Origin of the sequence: Alicyclobacillus macrosporangiidus CPP55, assembly GCF_000702485.1 — a bacterium.
Taxonomy (GTDB): domain Bacteria; phylum Bacillota; class Bacilli; order Alicyclobacillales; family Alicyclobacillaceae; genus Alicyclobacillus_H; species Alicyclobacillus_H macrosporangiidus_B.
Window position 1 is genome coordinate 3349000 of sequence record NZ_JNIL01000001.1, and the last position, 22795, is coordinate 3371794.

Consider the following 22795-nt stretch of genomic DNA (forward strand, 5'->3'; position numbering starts at 1 on the left):
GCGGCTGGCCGGGGAAGGAGGCGCGGGGCATGCGGCGCAAGCAGCCCTGGATTGGATGGTTGCCGGTTGCGTTCGTCGCAGCGGCGATCTTGAATTTTGCGGCTGGGGCCGCCTTGGGTGGGCTGATGGCCTTCGTCCCGGCGTGGTGGGGGTCCCTGGGAGCGGTTCACGGAGAGGTCAACCCGTACGGCTGGCTGACGATGCTCATCTATGGGATGACCTATGCCGTCTTGAGGGTGTCGGCTGGACTGCGACTGCCCTGGCCATGGCTGGGTTGGCTGCAGTGGGGAGTTTCCGAAGCGGGGGTGCTGGCGGCAGCGGCTGGAATGGCCCTGCCTGCATCCGGACTGCTGCTGGCCGGGCTGTGGCTCCAGGCCCTAGCACCCACGCTGTTTCTCATCAATATACTCTCCGCGGTCGCGGCCCGCCGTAAAGGCATGTGGATGGGTGAACCGGTGGTTCCGCAGGCGCTTGGCTTCATGGCCAAGTCTCCGAGGTTTCAGGCGACGGACAGAATCGGCCAGCGGGGGACGGACATCGCCTTGATGCTGTTCGTGTTGGCCGCGTGGTGGGCAGCCCTCGGCGCGACTGCGGGACGGCCGGCGGACAGCAGTGCCCTGATCTTGCTCGTCGGGTATGGGTGGATCGCCGGGACCGTGTTGGCCGTGGCGATTCACCTGTACCCGCGGTTCACCGACGATGCGGGTGTATCGCCCTGGACGGTCATCACCAGCCAGGGATTGTGGTTGGCGGGCGTGGCGCTGGCCACCGCCGGCCAGGTCGCGTGGCCGCCAGCTTTGGCGGTGGGCCAACGGTTGCTGGGCGTGTCGTTCGCCCTCACAGCCGGGGTGTACCTCATACGATTGCCACGGCGCCGCCGAGACGCGGTAGGAGAGCGGCGGATGCCGTCGCACGCGGCGTGGTCTTGGGCCATCGCGTGGGGGTTCGCCGGCGTGCTCGGCCTGGCGTTGTGCACAGGTCTTTCCCCGGTATCGCTCGCGGGGCTGCACCTGCTGTTCCTGGGATGGATCACGACCCTTGTATACGCGGTCGGGTACGCGCTGTTCCCTGTCCTGCTCGAGGTGTCGCCGCCCTCGCCCCGTTGGGCCGTCCCTCAGATCGCAGTGGCCGCCGTCGGGGCGTTGTGCATGATCCTCGCCTTCGGGGCCGGGGAAGTGTCTCCGCGTCCGGCATGGCTCAACGCTGGGATGAATGGCCTGTTTGTGGCCGGAGGATCATGCACTTGGCTGGCCTTTGCCGGATTTGCCGCCGTTTGGCTGCGGGCCATGGTCTGTGACACGGTTCACACTCCCGATCACGCGAGATACGGATAATCAAAGTGGAAACCGCGCCGGATCACCGCGCGAGGGAGGCGAATCATCATGGACCGAAAGATCACCGTCCTCGACGTGCGGGAGCTGCTGCGCGCCAAGCAGGAACCGTTTCAGGTCATCATGAACACCGTGGCCACCCTCGGGCCTGCGGACGTCTTCGAACTGCACGCCACCTTCCGTCCGGACCCGCTCATCCGCGTCCTCGGGAAACAGGGGTTTCACGCGGCCGTTGTCCAAGAGGCCGAGGACCATTTCATCGTGCAATTTTATAAGGAAGAAACAGATATCCCCGTGTTCCATCTCGACAATCGGGGGCTGGAACCGCCACAGCCCATGGTGCGAACCCTCGCGTTTCTCGATGGACACGAGGCCGTGCAGACAGGTGAGCTGGCGCTGGAGATCTGGAATGAACGGGTACCGGCTTTTCTCCTCCCGGAGCTCGAGGAACGAGGATTTTCCTACGAGATCCAGGACAAAGGCAATGGAACGGTCCGCGTTCGGATCCGCAAAGCGGGTTGACGCGGTGAGGAGGGACCCCAAATGGAGAGAGGAATGCCGGCGGGCGGTCCGGGCGGGGTGGTGACGAGCCAATCCCCGCCCTTCACCGTCCCGATGCGCTACATGTTGTTGGGCATGGCAGGGTTCGTCCTGTTCGCGTTCGATCTCGCGGCCCAGTCCATCCACCTGAGCGGTGGAGGGGCCCTTCTGCCAGCGGTCATCGCACTCACCCACCTGCTGACGCTCGGCTCGCTGCTGTCGTTCATCATGGGCGCGGTCTATCAACTCGCGACTGTGGCATTTTTGATCCCCATCGCGTCCGAGCGCAGCGCGCGCTTGAACTTTGCGGCGGGGGCGGTCGCAGGCAGCATCGTGATCGCCCTGTCCGTCCTTGGATTCGTATGGCAGCTGCAACGCGTGGTCCATCCGAAGCAAGTGGCGAAGGAGTTGAGGGGACATGATTAACCTCGACGAGGTCCGTGAGGTCTTGCGCCAGAAGCGTGTATGACCCGGAGATTGGGATCAATGTGGTCGATCTCGGTTTGATCTATGACCTCCAGGAGCCCGAGGAGGGGACGCTGTACGTCAAGATGACCATGACGACCCCCGGCTGTCCGGCGCACGACAGCATCGCGGAGGCGGTGGAATGGGCGGCCGCTCAGGTGTTCGGGGTGGCCGACGTGAAGGTCGACGTGGTCTGGGACCCGCCGTGGTCGCCGGAGATGATGTCGGAGGAGGCCCGGCAGCAGTTGTCGTGGTGAGTGGATCCGCTCTCGCCGGATTCCTCATGCCCCGCCGGATTCCGTGTCGTCCTCGGGGCGCGGTCCCCCGATGGTGAGGACGTATCGGAGGGAGAAGAACAGCACCGCTGCGGCGCCGGCTTGCAGGATGGCACCAATCCAGGCGAGGAGACGCAAGAATCCGCCTGTTCCCGCCCCTGTCCTTGTCCCCGTGGCGCTCACCATCCCTGGATCGGCTGCTCCCACCGTCAATACGGCGAGACCCGCCAACACGCCTGCGCCGTACAGGCCCATCGCCATCTTGGCGGGACGAGCGGGCACCATGTCGTCGATGAGGGGCGCCGTTTTGCGTTCGGGGCGCTTGCTGAAGCGGTACTCGAACCACAAGAAGGGCACCATTTTCTGCATATACGCGAACATCAAGGGCAGCAGCCCGCCGAACCAGAGCAGGTAGCCGCCTGGGAGCAACCAACGGATGGATCCCGCGGCCAACGCCGCCATCACCCAGGCGACGCCGATGCCGAGGACGACGTTCACCACCGCCGCCTCGTACACCGGCGGCACGACGCGGCGGCGTTTGCTCGCCCTCCAGACCGCCCGCATGTCGCGGCCGAAGGAGATCAGGGCAGCGAGGATGGCCAGTGCGGCGAGGATGCGCACACCCACGCGCCATCCGGAGGGCGGGATCCAGGCATCGACCAAGAGCAACGCGGCACCTGGGTAGAACAGCGCCAAGGTTCGTGTGAGCGAGGCCTGGTAGCCGTGGCTGATGACGAACATGGGGAAGAGCTTGTACGAGAAGACGAGGACCAAGCCCACCCAGAAAGCCAAAACCCCAAAGAGGGCATGCGTATGCACCACCGGATCGCTCACCCGGTCGGGAAGCCAGGCCTGCCACAAGCCGACCAGCAACACCCCGGCGAGGCTCGAGAGCGGCCAGACCAGCGCCCGGTGCACCGCCGTCTTGTTGCGCGCTCTGCGGTAGCTGGCCAAGACAAGGCCGAGGAAGGCCGCGAGGGACGCAAACAGCACCAAGCCGCCCCAACCGACGACCCGCCAATCTCCGGTAAGAAACCCTGCGGCCATGGCGATCACGCTGGCCACGTGCAAGGGCAAATGCCAAGCGAGGACGTGGCGGCCGATGGGGGGCGCCTGGAAAGCGATGGGCACGATCTGATACAACACCCCGCAGGCGATGGTCAACATGACGCCGAGAAACAGCAGGTGGATGTCGGCGAGCGACAACGGTGTCATGGTGGCGCCCGCGGCCCAATCCGGCAGGACTGCGCCGACGGCGAAAAGGGCCGGAACGCAGAGGCCGAGGCCGGTCAACAGGTAGTACACGGTGGCGGAGAGCCGTTTCTTGGTCGACGTGATCATCTTGCACCCCCGGGGATGGATGAAGCGCCTAAGGGCAACATGCCTCAACGCAAGCGTAGATGCAAGCCGTCCGCTGCGTTGTGCGCTGAGTCACCCCCGGCCGCCCGCCTATGAGTGTGGCCCTCGTCACACCCCGGTGCGGGCATTACGGGTACGATGAGCATCGACAATCCCAAGAGGGGCTCGTGATGGAGCGATTTTCGCGTACACGCCAGCCTGGCAGTTGGCCGTGACGGGTTAAGGAGTGAATCCGTGTGATGCCAAGTGGAGCGCCAGCGGATCGAAAATCCCTGTTCCTGCGTGACTTCGCGCAAAGTCCGTTCATCGCCATCTGGGAGGTGACCCGCGCCTGCCAGTTGCACTGCCTGCACTGCCGTGCGAAGGCCCAGCGGCACCGGCACCTGTTGGAACTTACGACGGAGGAAGGCTTCCGGTTGATCGACCAGATCGCCGAAATGGACCGGCCGCTGCTGGTCTTCACCGGGGGCGATCCGCTGGAGCGCGAAGACCTGTTTGATTTCATCCGGTATGGGCGCGAGCGGGGGATGGAGGTGGCGATGACCCCCAGCGCGACCCCGCGCGTGACCAAGGAGGCGCTCTTGCGCGCAAAGGCAGCGGGCTTGGCCCGTTGCGCGTTCAGCCTCGACGGCTCCACCCGGGAGGTGCACGATCACTTCCGGGGGACGCGCGGAAGCTACGACCTGACGGTGGGGGCGCTCGGGATGATGCGGGAGATCGGAATGCCCATTCAGGTCAACACCACGGTGTCCCGCTACAACATGGAAGATCTGCCGCGTATCGCGGACGTGGTGGAGTCGTTCGGCGCCACGTTGTGGAGCGTCTTTTTCCTCGTGCCGACCGGGCGGGCGAGGGCGCAGGACATGGTGGACGCGGACGAGGCGGAGCGGGTGATGGAATGGCTGTGGGCGCAATCTCAGGTGCGTTCCTTCGACGTGAAGACCACCGCCGCGCCCCATTACCGGCGCGTGATCTTGCAGCACCGTGCACAGGGGGAGGGCGGCCGGCCGGGCCCTGGCTCGGCCCAGACGGTCCCACCTGTCGCAGGGGCGGACTTCGCTGCGGGCGGCCCCGGACTTCGCGCGCCCAGAAGCGTGAACGACGGCAACGGGTTTGTGTTCATATCGCACACGGGCGACGTGTACCCGAGCGGATTTCTGCCGGTCGTGGCCGGCAATGTGCGCCAGACCCGTTTAGCCGACATCTACCGGCACAGTCCCGTGTTTCGGCAGCTGCGCGATCCGGCACTGCTCAAGGGCAAGTGCGGTGCCTGCGAGTTCAAGGCCGTGTGCGGTGGATCGCGTGCCCGTGCCTATGGGGTAACAGGAGACTTCCTTGCCAGCGATCCAGCCTGTGCGTACGTCCCTCGCGGCTGGCGGGGCGGCACCCTGGACACGCCGGCACTGTAAATTATTCCCCAATCGATGTCTTTTCACGGGCTCCCGGTTCGTACCGGGCGGCCTTCTTTAGGGCGTCGTCGCGACAGAACAGGACGCAGAGCCTCCCTGCCCAAGGGAGGCTTTTTGTCGCACAGGGTGACTAGTCCGTTCAGGTGACCCTGGGTGGTACAAATCACCGTGTTCAGAAAGGTCCGTTCATGTCTGCAGCGAGACGTCGAATTCTTCCATGATGAGAGCAGGAAAGCAACATGCCTTCCAAAGGGCCCGAACCGGAAGCGATTGGCATCGTTCTCACAAGAGCTGTCTTGAAAGAGGGTGACAAAGATGAAAAAGATTGTGCTGGCCACGGATGGATCGTCGTCCGCACACAAGGCGACCGACATGGTCAATCATCTGTGCACCGCTTGGCCGGACACGGAAGTCGTCGCCGTCTACGTGTCACCGGAGCTGCCGTACCCGTACGCGATGGCCCCGGAGGACTACCGCCGCGAGGAGAACCTGTACGCGCTCGAGGTGCGGCAGGAGCTCATGAAACACCTCGCGCCGGAGGTTCGGCGGTCCGTCACCTTCCGCCACATGTTCGGGGACCCGATCCGTTGCATCTGTGAGGTGGCAGAAGAGGAGACGGCCGACGTCGTGGTGATGGGATCCAACGGCAAGGGGATATTGGATCGCCTGCTGATGGGCAGTGTCAGCCGCGGCGTGGTCGACCGCTCCAAGGTGCCCGTGCTGGTGGTCCGCGCCGGTTGAGAGGGAGATGCACGATGCTGCACATGGTGGTCTGTATCAAGCAGGTTCCAGACAGTCGCGAGATTCGAATTGACCCCAAGACGAATACGCTGATCCGCCAAGGCGTCCCCGCCATCGTCAATCCGTACGATCTGAACGGCGTCGAAGCGGCCTTGCGGATCAAGGAACAGGTGGGCGGGCGGGTCACCGTCATCACCATGGGTCCTCCCTCCGCGGATAAGGCATTGAAACAGTGCGTCGCGATGGGGGCGGACGAAGGGATACTGATCAGCGACCGCGCCTTCGCCGGCGCCGATACGCTGGCCACCTCCTACGTATTGGCGAAAGCCATTGAAAAGGCCGGAGCGCTGTGGGGTCCACCTCATATCGTCTTCTGCGGCAAGCAGACCCTGGATGGGGACACCGGTCAGGTGGGGCCTGGCATCGCCTGCCGTCTCGACTACGAGCAGTTGACGTACGTGGAGCACATTGAGTTGGTCGACGTGGAGCGCGGCGAGGTGGTGGTGCAGCGCCACCTGGAGGACGGGGTGGAACGCGTCCGGGCGCCCTTTCCGGTGTTGATCACGGTGCTCTCCGAGATCAACAAACCGCGCCGCGCCAGCCTGCCTGGCCTGCTGCGCGCGCAAGCCTACCAGCCCATCGTGTGGTCGACCGCAGACTTTGACGATCTCGACCGCAGCAAGATCGGCCTGCGCGGGTCACCCACCATCGTGTCGAAGACGTGGGTGCCCGAGCCCCGGCAGGTGGATACCGAATACTTGCGCGGCACACCCGCGGAGGTGGCGGGACAGCTCGCCACGGTGCTGTTGGAACGCCTGCGCATCACTCAGGGCGCGTGAAGGGGCCTGGTCCCCAGTGGGGACCGTTCAGGCCCGCGAAGCGAGGAGGGACCGCAGATGGCAGAGACCAAACGGAAACCGGCGGTTGGGCTGCAGCCCGAGGGTGAAGTGGACTGGTCCGCATACCGCGGGATCCTGGTGGTATTGGAACAACGGCGGGGCAAGGTGGCCAAAGTCTCCTGGCAGCTGCTCGGGGAGTCGAGGAGACTGGCCGACAAGTTGGACGCACCGCTCATGGCGCTGGTCATCGGGCACGACATCGAAGAGATCGCCCGTCAGGCCATCGGTTACGGGGCGGAGCGCGTCTACCTGTGCGATGCTCCGGAGCTGGCCGACTACCGCACGCGCCCATACAGCCGGGTGTGCCTGCACGTCATTCGCACCGTGAAACCGGAGATCGTCCTGTTCGGTGCCACCTACACGGGGCGCGATCTCGCCGGCGCCATCGCCACGCACCTGCCGACCGGGCTGACGGCGGACTGCACCCAGCTGGACGTGGACGACAACCGGCTTCTGTTGGCCAGCCGCCCGGCCTTCTCGGAGAAGATGGTGGCGACCATCCTGTGCAAGCAGTTCAAACCCCAGATGGCGACGGTGCGCCCGGGGGTGTTTCAGGCCCTGCCCTTCGACGAACGGCGGATGGGAGAGATCATCCGCGTGGCGCCACCCTTGGACTCCCGCAGCATCCGGACCGAAGTGCTCGGGTTCGTCGAAGCGGTCAATCGGGTCAACCTGGAGGACGCTGACGTCATCGTCGCCGGCGGGCGGGGGGTCGGCGGCAAGGCCGGGTTCGAGTTGCTTGCGCAGCTCGCGACAGCGCTGGGTGGCCAAGTGGGCGCATCCCGGGCCGCGGTGGACCTGGGTTGGATCAGTCACGACCATCAGGTCGGACAGACCGGCACCACGGTTCGGCCCAAGGTCTACATCGCCGCCGGGATCTCTGGCGCCGTACAGCACGTCGTCGGTATGCAGAACGCGGAGTTGATTGTCAGCATCAACAAGGACCCGGACGCGCCCATCCACCGGATCGCCCATTACGCCGTTATCGGCGACTTGTTTGAGGTGATTCCGGCGTTGACCGAAGCTGTGCGAGCGGCCCGAACGAAGGAACACGTCCCGGTCGTGTGAAGGGAGGGGATGCGCGTGAGTGCACCGCGATTCGACGCCATCGTCGTGGGCGCTGGACCTGCTGGCAGCGTGGCCGCTTACACCATGGCCAGCCAAGGCATGCGTGTGGCGTTGATTGAACGGGGGGAGTTTCCGGGCGCTAAGAACGTATTTGGAGGCGTCCTGTATCGCAAACCGCTGGAAGACATCATTCCGGAGTTTTGGAAAGAGGCGCCATTGGAGCGGAAGGTCGTGGAGCAACGTCTGTGGGTACTCGGCAAGGACAGCGTCGTGAGCCTCGGGTACCGGTCGGCGCGGTTTAAGGAACCGCCCAACGCGTGGACGGGGCAGCGCGCCAAGTTCGATGCCTGGTTAGCTGGCAAGGCGGAGCGGGCGGGTGCCATTCCCATCTATGAGACTGTCGCCACGAGCCTCATCCGCGACGGGGAAAAGGTGGTCGGCGTCCGGACCGACCGAGATGAGGGTGATCTCTACGCATCTGTGGTCATCATCGCCGACGGTGTCAACTCCCTTCTGGCCAAATCGTTGGGGGTACACAGGGAGTGGAATCCGGACCAGGTGTCCTTGGCGGTGAAAGAAGTGCTCGCCCTGCCCAAGGACATCATCCAAGCGCGTTTCGGCGTAGAAGAGGGAGACGGGGTGACCATCGAATTGGTCGGCGAGACGTGCGGCATGGCCGGACTCGGGTTCCTCTACACCAATCAGGATACGCTCTCCATCGGGGTCGGTGTCATGGTCAGCGACCTCCGGAAGAAGAAGGTCAAACCGTACCAGGTGCTCGATGGCATCAAGCAACATCCCGAGATTCAGCGCCTCATCGCCGGGGGGGAGACCAAGGAGTATGCCGCGCACCTCATCCCGGAAGGCGGATTCGATGCCATGCCGCCTCTGGCGGGGGACGGCTGGATGATCTGCGGCGACGCGGCCCAGATGGTCAATGCCGCGCACCGGGAGGGTACGGATCTGGCGTTGTTGTCCGGCCGCCTGGCGGGAGAGACGGCGGTGGCCTGCCATGCCACAGGCGACTGGTCCGCCGGGGGTCTCGGGGCATACACCCGGGCGGTGAAGGAGTCCATCATCCACCGCGATCTGAAAAAATACCGCGGCCTGCACGGCCTGCTCTCGGGACCTCAGGTGGAGTTGCTGTTCGGTGCGCTGCCGCAGGCGCTGAACGATGCCGTGTATGAGATGCTGTCGGTGGACGGGGAGAGCAAGCGGGACAAACAGAAACGTGCTGCCGCGCTGTTGCGGGAGGCGGCCGGGGGGACGGCCGGGCTCATCGGCATCGGCTGGCGGGGATGGAGGGCGATGAACGGATGAGCATCGAGGATCGACTGTACGCCGTGCGCTACCGGGTCGACGACAAGAGCCACTTGACCATCCGCGACCAGGCTGTGTGTGAGACGTGCCCGACCAAGGCGTGCGAGTGGTTTTGCCCCGCCGATGTGTACGCGTGGGACGCAGGCGAGCGACGGATTCTCGTCGCCTATGAGAACTGCCTCGAGTGCGGGACGTGCCGCATCGCCTGCGCGGAGCACAACATCGAGTGGACGTATCCGACAGGCGGCTATGGCATCGCCTACAAGTTTGGTTGATGGGAGGGGTTCCTATGTTGTCCCGCCGTTCTCCAGCTCCCGAATCCAAAGGTGTCCGGTTGCCCGCGCGGATCGAGTTCTCGAGCATCGATCATTTCATCGACGAAGTACGGCGGGAAGGGATTCGGCGGGTGCACCTCGACTTGTTCGAGGATGCGCGGCAGAGCGAATTGTCGTTCGTGTATTACGTCGGACTGGACTGCGTGGTGACCGCGCGCGACCCGGCCGGAGACGCGACCTATGAGTATATCCACCGGGTCGCTGTGGTGACGGAGACCGAACCGCGCTGCACGGATCCGAAGGCGATGGAACTGGCCTGCAAACGTCTGGCGGAGCTGGAAGAGACCCTGCGCGCCGCGGGCTTCGACGTCCGGCACGGCCGCATCGCAGAACCACGCCTGAATACGCATTGAAGTGCCCACCCGTCTGGCCGCCGCCGGAGGTGGGGACAGGGGAGCCTGGAGGTGATGTACGGTGCGTGAACACCATCGAGCGGACGAGGGGCATGAAGCCCGGCCGGTGAGGCACTTTGTGCGGAACGGCCGGGTGATGTGCCCGCGCCGCGGGCTGATTGACGTAGATGTGTGCTTCTACTGTTCGTATCTGCATCAGGTGGAGCTGGACAGGCCGGGGCCGTTCATCACGTGCACCTCGCCGCCCCCGGCGACGGAAGCGGAGCGTGTGGCGTATGAGCGGCTCGGTATCCTCGAGTTGGCCGAAGCCATCGGAAATGTCAGCGAGGCGTGCCGGGAGCGCGGGATCTCGCGCAAATGGTTTTACCAACTGAAACACCGGTTTGAGCAGGAGGGGTTGCAAGGGTTGGCCGGCCGCAGCCGGCGTCCGAAGGTATAGGGCCAAGACACGGGCGGATTCCAGGTGATGGGGAAGATGGTCGTCACGCCGTGAGTCCAACACCGGCGCTGTAAAATCTCCGCCCTGGTTCTGCAGGGCGGAGATGTACACGTGGCATTCGGACGGCGGCTCTGCCGGATGGATTCGGTCAGGATTCTCCGGGCGCAGGTGGGCGGGCACCCCTGGATTGCTTACGCGTTCGAATCCGGACCGGACGCGTTCCAACACGAATCTTCCGGCCGCAATCGCCATGCCGGCTGGGAGAGGTCGGCGTCTGCCAGGGACTGAACCAAGCGCTTCCGTGCCTCCGTCCCAAACTCTTCCTCGTACCGGGCCAACAGGGCTGCAGCCGCGAACTCGAACAACTGGGGGCGCGTGAGATCGATCTTTGCGGTGACAGAGAGGGTCACCTCGTTGGTGCCGAGCAGAACGTGCTCTCGTCGGCGCATCGGGACACCTTCTTTCCTGTGCAGTGCTCGCACCGTCGCGCGAGCGGTCACACAGCGCGATGGTCCGCCTTTGCTTCTGCGGGGACGGCTTGGGGCACCGCCTCGTCGAGGACCGGATCGTACCCGATGTACAGGTCCATGCCATCAAAATACCACAGATCCGCCTCCCGGACGAAGACCCGCATGCCGTGGTGCTCTTCGGCCACGACGGGGCCCGCCGGGACGTCCTTGCTCATTCCGAGGGAGAATCCAGGGTGAATGTCAGACTGGCCTCCGTAGCGGGCGAAGACGCACACCGCGTCCTGCGGCCCTAAATTGAGTTCACGCTTCAGCCACTGGGCGGCCTCCGCAGAAAACCTTATCTGCACGGCCATCCCCCCCTCTCGTCTGGTGGCGGGACGCCCGCCCGATGAACGGCATGAAGCGGGCCCCACTCCCATTATCGCATCCGATGCGGAGAATCGCATCGTCCATTCGGATTATGCTTCTGGAAGGAAGGAGGAGCTGGCGTGAAAAAGGTGTTGTTCGCGACGGACGGATCGGCCCCTTCGGAAAAAGCCGGCCGTATGGTGCGGTCGCTGCTCGAGTCCTGGCCGGACGCGGAGGTGCTGATCCTGTATGTGACCCCCATCGCCCCGTACCCGGCGGAGACCCTGGTCACGGACGTGGTGGTCCGTGCGGAAGAGGAGTTTGCGCAGGAAGTGGAAGCGGCGAGCCGGTCCTGGTTCGCGGGCTATGAGGATCGCCTACGTTTCCGCAACATCCGGGGCGTCCCGGTGCGTATCATCTGCGATCTCGCGGAGGAAGAGGGGGTCGACCTGATTGTCTTGGGCCGGCGCGGACGCGGGGCACTCAATCACCTGTTGATGGGCAGCGTCAGCCAAGGCGTCCTGCACCACGCGAAGGTGCCGGTCATGGTGGTGCCCTGACGGAATCGTGCGCGCCTCCTATGCAGAAACTTCTGCGCGCGGGTATAATGAGGTCTGTATCCCGGCGTGTGCCGGTGGAACCGCCCTGAAGACGGAGGATGGCTCGCCACGGTGAACATGAACTCTTCAAGATTCACCCCTGCCCGGAAGATTGCGCTCGGCTACGCGGCGCTGGCCGTGGCGGGTTCTCTTTTGTTGATGCTGCCGTGGTGCCGGCGTGTACCGGTGCATTACACGGACGCGCTCTTCACGGCGGCGAGCGCCAGCTATGTCACCGGCCTGACCACCGTCACCCCGGCGACGACGTGGACGCCTCTGGGAGCGGTGGTCATCGCACTGTTGATCCAAATCGGCGGGGCCGGCATCACGTTCGTCACGACCCTGGTGTATTTGGCCCTGGGCCGCAAGATCAATCTGGGAGAACGGAAATTCATCGCAGAAGACAAAAACTTCGGGGTGCACGGGATCGTGCGGCTCATCAAGAGCGTGTTGCACTTCAGCCTGGCGATTGAAGGTATCGCGGCTGTGGTGTTCGCGCTCTATTTTCACTTTCACTACGGGTACCCCTGGGTGCGCGCGGCGGGATTCGCGGCGTTTCACGCGATCTCGGCGTTCAACAACGCCGGGTTCGACCTGTGGGGCAGCTCCCTCGACGGATTTCAGACGGACGCCGTGGTGCTCTTCCTCACCAGCGTCCTCATCATCCTCGGCGGGTTGGGCTTCGTGGTCCTTGCGGAGCTGTATTCGTACCACCGCCACCGGACGCTGAGCTTGCACACGCGCATTGTGCTGTCGGTGACCAGCGTCCTGCTGTTGTCCGGGACGGCGCTCACCTTGTTGTTCGAAGCCGGCCACTCGATGGCCCATCTAAGTTGGCCATACAAGGTGCTCAACGCGTGGTTTTCGTCCGTCACGCTGCGCACCTGTGGTTTCGAATCGGTGCCCATCGGGCACATGCGCGACGTGACTTGGTTTATCTACGTGGTATACATGTTTATCGGCGCGTCGCCGGGATCGACCGGAGGCGGCATCAAGACGACCACCACGTACACCATGGTCAAGACCGCCCTGGCGACTATCCGCGGCCGGGCGGACATCGTCGCCTGGGAGCGGACCATCCCGTGGGATATCGCCATCAAGTCGTTGGTCATCTTCATGCTGTCGCTGGGCGTGGTGATGGCAGGGACTCTGGTGGCAGCTGTATTCGAGCCGAGCATCGAGTTCATCCGGCTCCTGTTTGAGGTGGTCTCTGCGTTTGGGACGGTGGGGCTGACCACCGGGATCACCGGGATCATCGGCGAACCGATGAAGTGGGTGCTGATTTTCACCATGTACATCGGGCGCATCGGGATTCTGACGTTCCTCGTCAGCTTGTCGGAACGCGTGCGTTCGCACGCGCGCTATGTCGAGGAGCGAATTCTGATTGGATAGAGGGATGACAGCGTGGCACGCAAGATGAAGACGATCGGCATCATCGGTGCGGGGCGGTTCGGGACCGGCGCGGCCAGGGAATTGGTCCGGTTGGGACATGAGGTGCTGGTGGTCGACCGGGATCCCGACGCGCTCGATCCGCTGGCCGAGATGTGTCACACCGCTATCGGCAACGCGGAGAGCATGGAGTTTCTGGTGGAGGTCGGATTCAAGGACGTGGACGCGGCCATCATCGCCATCGGAGACGATCAGACCGCCTCCAACTACGCCACCATCAACTGCAAGGACCTCGGGCTGTACGTGGTCGCGAAGGCCACGAACGTCACCCACGGCAAGATCCTGGAGCGTCTTGGCGCGGACCGGGTGATGTACCCCGAATACGATTCGGGCATCCGCTTGGCGCGGCTGCTGACGCGATCGAGCATCCTCGAGATGGTGGAGCTGTACGAGGAGATCTTCACCATGGAGTTGCAGGCGGGGCCGCAGATGATCAACCACACCCTGGCAGAGCTGAACCTGACAGGGCGCTTTGGCGTGCAGGTGGTGTTGATCGTCCGCGGCAAGCACAAACTGTTCCCGGTCTCCGCCCAAGACCGCATCCTCGAAGGCGACAAGCTGATGTGCATTGGCACGTCCGATTCACTCAACCAGATGGCGCGCCGATACCAGAAGTGATGCTTCCGGGGTTACGGGTGCAGGCCGCCGCGAGGGCGCCCGTGCCCAGCTCGCGGCCCATAATTGACATAAAATTGATACAATTTTTCGCTAGGAGGAGAGGGGTGGTGCGTCGTATCATCGCAGTAAATTCGTTTGAAAAGGGAGAAGCATCATGACCATTTCAGCAGTTCGGACGGTCGAACATGAGGTCGCACAGCAATACGCGGCGTCGGTGTTTGCAGAGGTTCAAAAACGCAACCCGAACGAGCCCGAGTTTCAACAGGCCGTGAAAGAGGTGTTTGACTCCCTGGTGCCTGTGCTCGCCCGCCGTCCTGAGTACATGGAGCAGGCCATCCTGGAACGTTTGGTGGAGCCGGAGCGGATGGTGACATTTCGCGTTCCATGGACGGACGACGCAGGGCGCATCCATGTGAACCGTGGCTTTCGTGTCCAGTTTAACAGTGCCCTCGGTCCCTACAAAGGGGGACTCCGGTTCCATCCGTCGGTCAATGCTAGCATCGTGAAGTTTTTGGGCTTTGAACAGATCTTCAAGAATGCCCTGACGGGCCAGCCCATCGGAGGCGGCAAGGGCGGGGCCGACTTCGATCCGAAGGGAAAATCGGATCAGGAGATCATGCGCTTCGCGCAGAGCTTCATGACGGAACTGTACCGCCACATTGGACCGGACGTCGACGTCCCGGCGGGAGACATCGGCGTAGGCCCGCGTGAGATTGGTTATTTGTTCGGCCAGTATAAACGGATTCGGGGTGCCCATGAGGCAGGGGTACTGACCGGAAAGGGGATTAGCTACGGCGGCAGCTTGGTGCGGAAGGAGGCCACCGGTTTTGGTGTGGTGTACTTCGTCGAAGAAATGCTCCGCGACGCGGGAACCACCTTCGAAGGCAAGACGGTGGTGGTGTCCGGATCCGGCAATGTGGCCATGTACGCCATGCAGAAGGCGGCCGAGCTGGGGGCGACGGTGGTGGCCTGCAGTGACTCCGACGGGTTCATCCATGACCGCAACGGCATCCGTTTGGACACGGTCAAGCGGCTGAAGGAAGTCGAACGGAAGCGGATTCGAGAGTACGTGAAGGAGCACCCCGGCGCCGAGTACCACGAGGGCTGCTCGGGCATTTGGTCCATCCCGTGCGACATCGCGCTGCCCTGCGCGACCCAGAACGAATTGGACCTGGCGGCGGCGGAGACCTTGGTGCGCAACGGCGTGCTGGCGGTCGGCGAAGGTGCCAATATGCCCTGTACCCTGGAGGCCGTACGGATGTTTCAAGCACACGGCGTGTACTTTGCACCCGCCAAGGCGGCCAACGCCGGCGGCGTGGCGGTATCCGCACTCGAGATGGCGCAAAACAGTGTGCGCGGCAGCTGGAGCTTTGCGGAAGTGGATGCCAAACTGCGCGACATCATGCGGGACATCTACCGACAGAGCGTACAGGCGGCCGAAGCGTTTGGCCACGCCGGCGACCTGGTGGCTGGGGCGAACATCGCTGGGTTCCTCCGGGTGGCAGACGCCATGATGGCCCAGGGATTGGTGTGATCTGCCACATTCTTATCCCCTTTGCGGACCAGAGGACATCGACGCAGAAGCCGGGACAAGGCGCACCGTTTGCATTCCCTCGCAACATCGGTAAAATAATAGTCTGCCCAAAATCTCCGCGGTGGGGATCCCGCGTGCCGGACGCCCACCGCGGATCGTTTTCAAATTGCCAAGGGCTGGAGGGATGCCAGCGTGCTTCCTCATGCTTCGAATGCCAGGCTGGGAGACCCGATGCACGAGGAAAACGAGCATCTGCGCCAGGTGCTGTCCCGCATTGCCGAGATGTCCGAGCGGCTGCACGAACTCAGGCAGGCCAGGGAGGCCGTGGATGAGTCTGACCGGGACGAGGCGCAAACCGCAGAGCAGGTGGCCGAATCGGTCGTCTCGGGGTTGCGGGAGGAACAGTTGAAGGTATTGGCGGCCGCGGCCCGGGAGCCGTACTTCGGACGGATTGATTTTCGGGAGGAGGGTGCCGATCACCCGGTCCCCCTGTACATCGGCAAACGCGGGCTCGAGGACAGCGCCTCCGGCGAACGGATGGTCATCGACTGGCGGGCGCCTGTGGCGAGCCTGTTTTATTCCTTCTCCGGCCAGGACCGCGCCTCGTACGAATCGCCGGACGGTGAGATCACCGGCGAGGTCTATCTCAAACGCAATATCGCGGTGCGCGACGGCCGGTTGCAACGCGTGGTCGACAGCTACGTCAAGGGCCAAGAGAATCTCAATGTGGCCGACGACTTTCTGCTCTACCGCCTCGCCGAGAACAAGGACAATCGCCTGCGCGACATCGTCTCCACCATCCAGGCGGAACAGGATCGCATCATCCGCGCGGAGCGCGACCGGGCCATCGTCATCCAAGGAGTGGCCGGGAGCGGGAAGACGACCGTGGCGCTCCACCGGATCGCCTATCTGCTTTATCGCCACGCCGAACGGCTGCGGCCGGAGCGCATGGTGATCTTCGCCCCCAACGCGATGTTCGTCGATTACATCTCAGAAGTCCTGCCCGAACTCGGGGTGGGTAATATCCAGCAGACCACCTTCACCAAGTGGGCGTTGGATTTGCTCGATCACGCCGTCGCCGTGCGCGACCCGGGGGATCGCTTGGCGCGCTGGTTCGCCCCGCGGACTTCCCCGGCGGCCCGGCGGGAGTTCGATCTCGCCCGCACGAAGGGGTCCATCCGTTTTCAGGAGGCCATCGACGAGCGGCTGCGCGCTCTCGAGGGCCGGTTGGTACCGGAGGGGGACTTCGAGCCCTGGGAGGGGGCGCGCCTGGACGAGGCGACCATCCGAGGCTGGTACGAACAGGACTACGCGCACTATCCCCCGGGGCAGCGGCGGGATCGCGTCCTTGCGCGCATCAAGCGGTGGATGGACACGATGTACAAGGGCGTGAAGGAGCAGGACCGCACCGGGGCGGTGCGGAAACGCTCGCAGTCGCGCCTGCGCGCGTACCAGAGCCGGTGGCCTCAGTGGACGCCGCTCGACATCTACGAACAGGTGCTGGCGGAGGTGTTGCCGGACGCGCCGGCGTGGGAAGCGCAGATGGTCTCCGGCCGCCGGGGACGGCGCAAGCGGCCGCTCGTGGAGCCGGAGGACCTGGTGCCCTTGGTGTATATTCACGCGCGGTGGCACGGGATCGAACCGCATCAAAGGTTCGATCACGTGGTCATCGACGAGGCCCAGGACTTTTCCCCGTTCCAGATCCGGGTGCTGCAGCTGTTCTGCCCGAGCCAGTCGTTCACCATCCTCGGCGATCTGTCGCAGAGCATCCACACGTACCAGGGCATCACCGACTGGTCGGCGTTCCTGGAACTGTTCGACGAGGGGAAGCGGGCATTCTTCCAACTCGACGTGAGCTACCGTTCCACGATGGAGATCATCGATTTCGCCAACGAGATCATCCGCCCGTTCGACCAGTTCGTGCTGGCCAAACCGGTGTTCCGCAGCGGCGATCCGGTGGTCGTTGAACGCGTCGCCGAACGGGAGCAGGAGGAACGAGCGGTCCAGGCGGTGCAGGCCTTGTGCCGCCACGCGGCGACGGTGGCGGTGATGGCACGGACGGAGGATCTGTGTGAACGAATGCACCGGGCGCTGTTGGCGGCGGGGATCGAGGCGCACCGGATCCACGCCAAGGACGAGCAGTACGAGGGCGGCGTGTCGGTGTTGCCGGTGTATCTGGCGAAGGGGCTGGAGTTCGACGCGGTGCTCCTGGTCGGCGCGGACGCGCGCCACTACGACGATTCGCCGCTGAGCGCCAAGCTGCTGTACGTGGGGTGCACGCGCGCCCTGCACCGGCTGTGGGTGCAATACGCGGGCGAGGCCTCGCCCCTGTTGCGCCACCGCGCATCGGCGCGCGAGGCGGGGGCATCGCCTGAGGTCGTCTGAGGCCGGCGGGCCGCCCGCGGTGGCCGGCGGGGGTGGCCGGCGATGACCAGCGCCAGAGGGGCCGGCGGGGTCGGAGGAGTCCCGCCGCCCCGGGGGTGCGCGGCTGGTGCAGCGTCAGCGGCCCAGCCCGCGTTCCCGCACGTATTGGTACAGTTTTCCGATCAGCGCCTTGCGGGTGATGATGCCGGCCAGCCGCCCGTCTTCTTCCACGACGCAGATGAACGTGTGGTTGATGGCCATCTCGAGGGCCTTGAGCAGCGGCTCGCTCCGACGGAGGGTCGGCACGCGGTCGCTCATGACGGAGCCCACGGTCCGATCACTGAGAGACTCCATATGGTAGCCGTCGAGGCCGGCGACCGTGTTGATGACGAGGTTGGTGTGGATCAGCCCGCGCACCACCGACCGGGCGTCGAGCACCGGGATGGCGGAGTACCCTGAGTGGGTGAGGACGAGCAGCGCATGTTCGAGCGTGTGATCGACATACACACACGCAACGTTGTCCGCCGCAATCATCAGGGATTCGGCCGGTTGATTGAGGAACTGGCTGACATCCACCGTTGCCACGCTTGACACATCCTTCCCTGCATTGACCTCGCTATTGTACCGCAAAATCGACCCCCGTTGCTCGTGCGGCACCGGTGACCGCCGGTCGTGCGATAGCAGGAATTTCATCCGGGGCCGCGAAGATCCAGTTGAACTTCTGTGAATTCATGGAACCCTGCGACGATGCGGGGCGTGGCCGGTGTGAACGGGGGATGGAGATCTGTGGTAGAAAAGAGATTGCCGAGGCGCATGGTACGGCGACAGCGCGAGGTGGTGGAGCGCGCCGCACGCGACGTGGAAGGGTGTCTGGCGCGGCACGGGGGGCTGACGGACGCGGCCCGGCAGGAGATCCGCGCGGTGATGGACCGCTGGCTCGGCGAACTGGAGTACTTCAACCTCATGCGCGAGGACGGATTCTCGGAGCTTCACACGAACCATCTGCGCGAGGGGGTGTATTACCTCGATCCGGTCGGGCGCAAGGCAGCCGCCGTGGTTCGCACGGAGGCGTTCTACTACCCGCGCAACACCGGGGAGCGGTTGATCGATGTCACCACGCCCGTGCACCTGCACGGGAAAAAGGTGTACGTCCTGCGGTCCGGCCAGATTCTGCACGGGATGAGCCGCCATTTGAAGGTGGGTGTACCTTTTGCCGTGCTGCAAGCGGCGGGATGGGCCGGTCTGGCGGTGGGGCACGGCTGGCAGCGGATCGCGGCGCAGGTCTGCCTGGCTCTGGCGATCCTGGTGGTGGCGTGGGACCGTGTGGCGTTCGCGCGGGCCTACCGCGCCTGGGTGCACCACCTGCGGGAGATCGGCCGGGGCAACCTCCAACACCGGGTTCAGCCAAAGCGGCGGGACGAGTTCGGGCAGGTACAGTTTGAACTGAACAAGGTGAGCCTCGGTATGGCGGACATGCTCCGGCAGGTGGGCGACAGCGCCGCCAAGGTGGTGCAGGCGGTGTCGGAGCTGCGCACCAACGCGGAAGGGACGATGAAGGCGTCGGAGCAGATCGCGACGCGGATGCAGGAGGTGAGCGCGGGAGCGGAACGGCAGGCCGTCGACGCGCGCGAGGGAAGCGGAGCCATCCAGACGGTGATGGATGAGGTGCAGGACGGGCGATCGCGGGCGCGGATCGCGGCCGAGGTGTCCGAACGGATGGCGGAGACGTCCGCGGTGGGGCAGGGCCGGATTGAAGCGGCGGTCACCCAGTTCAACGCCATCCGGGAGGCGGTGGGACGCCTGGCCGACGTCGTGCATGGGCTGGCGGAGCAGTCGAAGTCCATCGGACGGATTGTCGACGTGATCTCGCATATCGCGGAGCAGACCAACCTGCTCGCGCTCAACGCGGCCATTGAGGCGGCCCGTGCCGGGGAGCACGGGCGCGGTTTCGCGGTGGTCGCCTCAGAGGTCAGGACTCTGGCGGAACAGTCGGGGCGGGCGGCCGGCGAGATTGACGAGTTGATCCGGGATGTGCAGCGCGAGTTGGTGGATCTCGTGCAGGCGGCCACGGCCGCGGCCGGGGAGGTCGCGGCGGGCGTGGCGACGGTGGAGGCGGCGGGGGTAGCGTTCGCCGACATCCGGTCGGGGGTGGAGGGCGTGGCGGGGCACGTCCGGGAGATCTCGGCCGCGATGGATCACCTGGCCGCGAGCGCCGAGGCCGTGGTGGAGCGCGTGGCGCACATCTCGGCGGTGGTAGCCGACATGCACGCGCACACGGAGGACGTGGCGGCGGCCGCGGAAGAGCAGATGGCGGCCATGCAGGAGGTGGCCTCGTCGGCGGGGATGCTGTCCGACATGGCGGGGGCCTTGCAGCGCCTGGTCGGCCGCTTCCACACCGGTTGAGCGGTCTACCAGAAGGCGGGGAAAGTTTGCTATGCTATGAGTGATTTCGCCTATCGAAAGATTCGCAGGCGGTCTTCGGGCCGTCTGTGAATGCATGAAGGGAGTTTTGAGCGCATGGCCAAACGACTGACCCGTGCCGAAGTGCCTGTCGAACGGACGTGGCGGCTGGAGGACCTGTTCGCGACACCCGAGGATTGGGAGGCCGAGGTGGAAGCCATTCGGCGGGATGTCGACACGGTGACACAGTATCGGGGGAAGCTCGCCGACGGGGCGAAGGTTCTGCTGGCCTGCATGGAAGCGAGAGAGAGGCTGATGGAGCGCGTGATCCGCACCTCGACCTACGCGCACCTGCGGGTGTCGGAGGATTCCACGAACCCGGTCAATCAGGCCAATGCCAGCAAGGCGGCGGCGATGAACGCGGCCGTCGCGGCGGCGCTGTCGTTCGTGGATTCCGAGATCTTGGCTCTGCCCGAAGGTACGGTGGAGCGGTACCTCACGGAGGAACCGGGCCTGGCCGATTTCCGCAAGGCCCTGGAGGACCTGTTGGCGACGCGTCCGCACCGACTGTCTCCCGAGACGGAGAACGTGTTGGCGGCGCTCGGCGAGGTGTTCGGGGCCCCGTACAACGTCTATCAGCGGAGCAAGCTGTCGGACATGCAGTTCGATCCGATCACCGACGCCGACGGCAACGAACATCCGGTCTCCTTCGCCCTCTACGAGGACCGCTACGAACTGTTGCCGGACACCGATCTGCGACGCAAGGCGTACCGGTCGTTCGTCAAGACCCTGCATCAGTACAAAAACACGTTCGCAGCCGCCTATGCGGCGGAGGTGCAGCGCCAAGTGGTGCTGGCCCGGGTCCGCCGGTACGAATCGGTCACCCACATGCTGCTCGAGCCGCAGCAGGTGACCATCGAGATGTACGAGAACCTCCTCAACATCATCCAGGCGGAGCTGGCTCCGCACATGCGGCGCCTGGCCAAACTGCGCCAGCGGGTGCTCGGTCTGGACAAGATGCTCCACTGCGATCTCAAGGTTCCGCTGGACGCCGAGTTCACGCCGAAGACCACGGTGGAGGAGGCCGGGAAGCTGATCCTCGAGGCGCTCTCGATCCTCGGCCCTGAGTACACCGACGTGATCCGCACGGCATTGTCGGAGCGCTGGGTCGATCTCGCCGACAACGTCGGCAAGAGCACGGGCGCCTTCTGCTCGAGCCCGTACGGCGCGCACCCGTTCATCCTCATCACCTGGACAGACACGATGCGCGGGGCGTTCGTGCTGGCGCACGAACTGGGCCACGCCGGCCACTTCGCGCTGGCGCAGCGCAACCAGCGCTACACGAACACGCGTCCGTCGATGTACTTCATCGAGGCGCCGTCGACGATGAACGAGATGCTGCTCGGCCGGTACATCCTGTCCCGCTCGGACGATCCGCGCATGCGCCGCTGGGTCATTCTGCAGATGCTCGGCACCTACTACCACAACTTCGTGACGCACCTGCTCGAAGCGGAGCTGCAGCGGCGCGTGTATGCCCTGGCCGAGGCGGGCAAACCCATCACGGCGAGCGTGCTGTGTGAGCAGAAGGGCGAGGTACTGGCGAACTTCTGGGGGGACACGGTGGAGATCGACGACGGGGCTCAATTGGTGTGGATGCGCCAGCCGCACTACTACATGGGCCTGTATCCGTACACCTACTCCGCCGGTCTGACAGCTTCGACCGCCATCTCCAAGCGCATCTTCGAGGAAGGTCAACCCGCGGTCGATCGCTGGCTGCAGGCGTTGAAGGCGGGCGGCACCCTGCGGCCGCTGGAGCTGCTGCAGTTGGCCGGCGTCGACATGTCGAAGCCGGAGCCCATCCGCGATTCGGTCGCCTTCGTCGGCTCGTTGGTGGACGAGCTGGAGCGCAGCTTCTGACCCGTGGCGTTGGGGCGCCGGGACGGCCGTTGGCCCCGGGTGGCACCACCCGGGTGGCATGGACCGGGATGGCATGGACCGGGTGGCATGGACCGGGATGGCATGGACCGGGATGGCCGGGGCGTTGCTGCCCGCCGGGCCGGTTGGCCTGGCGGGTAGCCGCCGTTTTCAGACTCGGCGGGCGGTGTCTCGTGGTGGGGGACCGTCCGGCGCGGGTGGCACCGTCGTGAGGAGAGGGGATCCGGGAGCGAATCGTGTCTGTTCCGGGAGCGAGTCGTACTTGTTCCGGGTATTACGTACGTTGTGACGTTATCCGGAACCTGGTTCGGGCGGATAAACGGCAGAATGTTGTTATGCGCGCTCGTGGTTCGAGTCGTAAATACAAACTTTTTCGTTATCGGGACCGCATCCGGGGCTGGGTGGGCGGATAAATTCAAAACGTATGCTATAACACTCCGAAGGCGGCGCGATAAGTCAAAAACGATTGGTATCCTGCGGCAGGATCGGGTTCTTACGTGCAAAGCGTTTGTTACGGAAGCGAGCGGCCACGAAGGTTACCTCC

At 64.5% G+C, this 22795-nt stretch carries 23 protein-coding genes; 19 read left to right on the plus strand and 4 right to left on the minus strand.

The window, feature by feature from the left end; genetic code table 11:
- The first annotated feature begins 29 nt into the window (after positions 1–29).
- From N687_RS0116530 to N687_RS0116545, 4 genes are read left to right on the plus strand one after another with little or no spacing between them, the layout of a single operon-like run.
- Positions 30–1334 (plus strand): hypothetical protein, encoded by a 1305-nt coding sequence (locus N687_RS0116530; protein ID WP_029422914.1) that lies wholly within the window; start codon positions 30–32, stop codon positions 1332–1334.
- A gap of 48 nt (positions 1335–1382) precedes the next feature.
- Entirely contained in the window at positions 1383–1853 is a 471-nt protein-coding gene (locus tag N687_RS0116535; RefSeq protein ID WP_029422915.1) for a DUF2249 domain-containing protein, read from the plus strand.
- 21 nt (positions 1854–1874) lie between these two features.
- Positions 1875–2297, plus strand: coding sequence for a hypothetical protein (locus tag N687_RS0116540; RefSeq protein WP_029422916.1), 423 nt, complete (start codon positions 1875–1877; stop codon positions 2295–2297).
- A 14-nt stretch (positions 2298–2311) separates the two neighbouring features.
- Complete coding sequence (locus N687_RS0116545; protein ID WP_029422917.1) at positions 2312–2593, plus strand: metal-sulfur cluster assembly factor; 282 nt, start codon at positions 2312–2314, stop codon at positions 2591–2593.
- Between the two features lie 24 nt (positions 2594–2617).
- Here N687_RS0116545 and N687_RS0116550 read toward each other — a convergent pair whose 3' ends face one another.
- The gene (locus tag N687_RS0116550; protein WP_029422918.1) at positions 2618–3952 is read right to left on the minus strand and encodes a hypothetical protein; all 1335 of its coding nucleotides are present in this window, start codon (positions 3950–3952) and stop codon (positions 2618–2620) included.
- Between the two features lie 296 nt (positions 3953–4248).
- On the opposite strand from N687_RS0116550, the gene N687_RS0116555 reads away from it, so the two are divergent.
- The 8 genes from N687_RS0116555 (at position 4249) to N687_RS0116590 (ending at position 10534) form a co-directional block, all read left to right on the plus strand.
- Entirely contained in the window at positions 4249–5379 is a 1131-nt protein-coding gene (locus tag N687_RS0116555; protein WP_029422919.1) for a TIGR04053 family radical SAM/SPASM domain-containing protein, read from the plus strand.
- Positions 5380–5694: 315 nt separating this feature from the next.
- The gene (locus N687_RS0116560; RefSeq protein ID WP_029422920.1) at positions 5695–6120 is read left to right on the plus strand and encodes a universal stress protein; all 426 of its coding nucleotides are present in this window, start codon (positions 5695–5697) and stop codon (positions 6118–6120) included.
- Between the two features lie 14 nt (positions 6121–6134).
- Positions 6135–6959 (plus strand): electron transfer flavoprotein subunit beta/FixA family protein, encoded by an 825-nt coding sequence (locus N687_RS0116565; protein ID WP_029422921.1) that lies wholly within the window; start codon positions 6135–6137, stop codon positions 6957–6959.
- Positions 6960–7067: 108 nt separating this feature from the next.
- The gene (locus tag N687_RS0116570) at positions 7068–8087 is read left to right on the plus strand and encodes an electron transfer flavoprotein subunit alpha/FixB family protein (RefSeq protein WP_035463326.1); all 1020 of its coding nucleotides are present in this window, start codon (positions 7068–7070) and stop codon (positions 8085–8087) included.
- Positions 8088–8096: 9 nt separating this feature from the next.
- Positions 8097–9407: an FAD-dependent oxidoreductase gene (locus N687_RS0116575; protein WP_029422923.1), complete on the plus strand. Its 1311-nt coding sequence runs from the start codon at positions 8097–8099 to the stop codon at positions 9405–9407.
- On the plus strand, positions 9404–9682 hold the full coding sequence (locus N687_RS0116580) for a 4Fe-4S dicluster domain-containing protein (RefSeq protein WP_029422924.1): 279 nt from the start codon (positions 9404–9406) through the stop codon (positions 9680–9682). The genes N687_RS0116575 and N687_RS0116580 overlap by 4 nt, the downstream gene beginning before the upstream one ends.
- A 14-nt stretch (positions 9683–9696) precedes the next feature.
- Positions 9697–10095, plus strand: coding sequence for a hypothetical protein (locus N687_RS0116585; protein ID WP_035462441.1), 399 nt, complete (start codon positions 9697–9699; stop codon positions 10093–10095).
- 61 nt (positions 10096–10156) lie between these two features.
- On the plus strand, positions 10157–10534 hold the full coding sequence (locus N687_RS0116590; RefSeq protein WP_029422926.1) for a helix-turn-helix domain-containing protein: 378 nt from the start codon (positions 10157–10159) through the stop codon (positions 10532–10534).
- 191 nt (positions 10535–10725) lie between these two features.
- Here N687_RS0116590 and N687_RS0116595 read toward each other — a convergent pair whose 3' ends face one another.
- Together N687_RS0116595 and N687_RS0116600 are read right to left on the minus strand one after the other, a co-directional pair.
- Positions 10726–10983, minus strand: a complete 258-nt coding sequence (locus N687_RS0116595) for a hypothetical protein (protein WP_029422927.1) — start codon at positions 10981–10983, stop codon at positions 10726–10728.
- A 47-nt stretch (positions 10984–11030) separates the two neighbouring features.
- The gene (locus N687_RS0116600; RefSeq protein ID WP_419670141.1) at positions 11031–11357 is read right to left on the minus strand and encodes a HesB/YadR/YfhF family protein; all 327 of its coding nucleotides are present in this window, start codon (positions 11355–11357) and stop codon (positions 11031–11033) included.
- Between the two features lie 135 nt (positions 11358–11492).
- Here N687_RS0116600 and N687_RS0116605 point away from each other — a divergent pair, with 135 nt between their 5' ends.
- The 5 genes from N687_RS0116605 (at position 11493) to N687_RS0116625 (ending at position 17937) form a co-directional block, all read left to right on the plus strand.
- Positions 11493–11912, plus strand: a complete 420-nt coding sequence (locus N687_RS0116605; protein ID WP_029422929.1) for a universal stress protein — start codon at positions 11493–11495, stop codon at positions 11910–11912.
- A gap of 117 nt (positions 11913–12029) precedes the next feature.
- Positions 12030–13343, plus strand: a complete 1314-nt coding sequence (locus tag N687_RS0116610; RefSeq protein WP_029422930.1) for a TrkH family potassium uptake protein — start codon at positions 12030–12032, stop codon at positions 13341–13343.
- Positions 13344–13355: 12 nt separating this feature from the next.
- Positions 13356–14018, plus strand: a complete 663-nt coding sequence (locus N687_RS0116615; RefSeq protein WP_051663369.1) for a potassium channel family protein — start codon at positions 13356–13358, stop codon at positions 14016–14018.
- A 154-nt stretch (positions 14019–14172) separates the two neighbouring features.
- Positions 14173–15552 (plus strand): NADP-specific glutamate dehydrogenase, encoded by a 1380-nt coding sequence (gdhA, locus tag N687_RS0116620; RefSeq protein WP_029422932.1) that lies wholly within the window; start codon positions 14173–14175, stop codon positions 15550–15552.
- A gap of 192 nt (positions 15553–15744) precedes the next feature.
- A complete protein-coding gene (locus N687_RS0116625; RefSeq protein WP_231493512.1) occupies positions 15745–17937 on the plus strand; it encodes a HelD family protein in 2193 nt (730 codons plus the stop codon).
- A gap of 114 nt (positions 17938–18051) precedes the next feature.
- Here the strand turns inward: N687_RS0116625 and cbpB are convergent, their stop codons facing one another.
- Entirely contained in the window at positions 18052–18501 is a 450-nt protein-coding gene (gene cbpB / locus N687_RS0116630; protein ID WP_029422934.1) for a cyclic-di-AMP-binding protein CbpB, read from the minus strand.
- Between the two features lie 201 nt (positions 18502–18702).
- On the opposite strand from cbpB, the gene N687_RS0116635 reads away from it, so the two are divergent.
- Together N687_RS0116635 and pepF are read left to right on the plus strand one after the other, a co-directional pair.
- Positions 18703–20319, plus strand: coding sequence for a methyl-accepting chemotaxis protein (locus N687_RS0116635; RefSeq protein WP_197029312.1), 1617 nt, complete (start codon positions 18703–18705; stop codon positions 20317–20319).
- 114 nt (positions 20320–20433) lie between these two features.
- Positions 20434–22233 carry an oligoendopeptidase F gene (gene pepF / locus N687_RS0116640; protein WP_029422936.1) on the plus strand — a complete coding sequence of 600 codons (1800 nt, stop codon included), beginning with the start codon at positions 20434–20436 and terminating at the stop codon, positions 22231–22233.
- Positions 22234–22795: the final 562 nt, after the last annotated feature.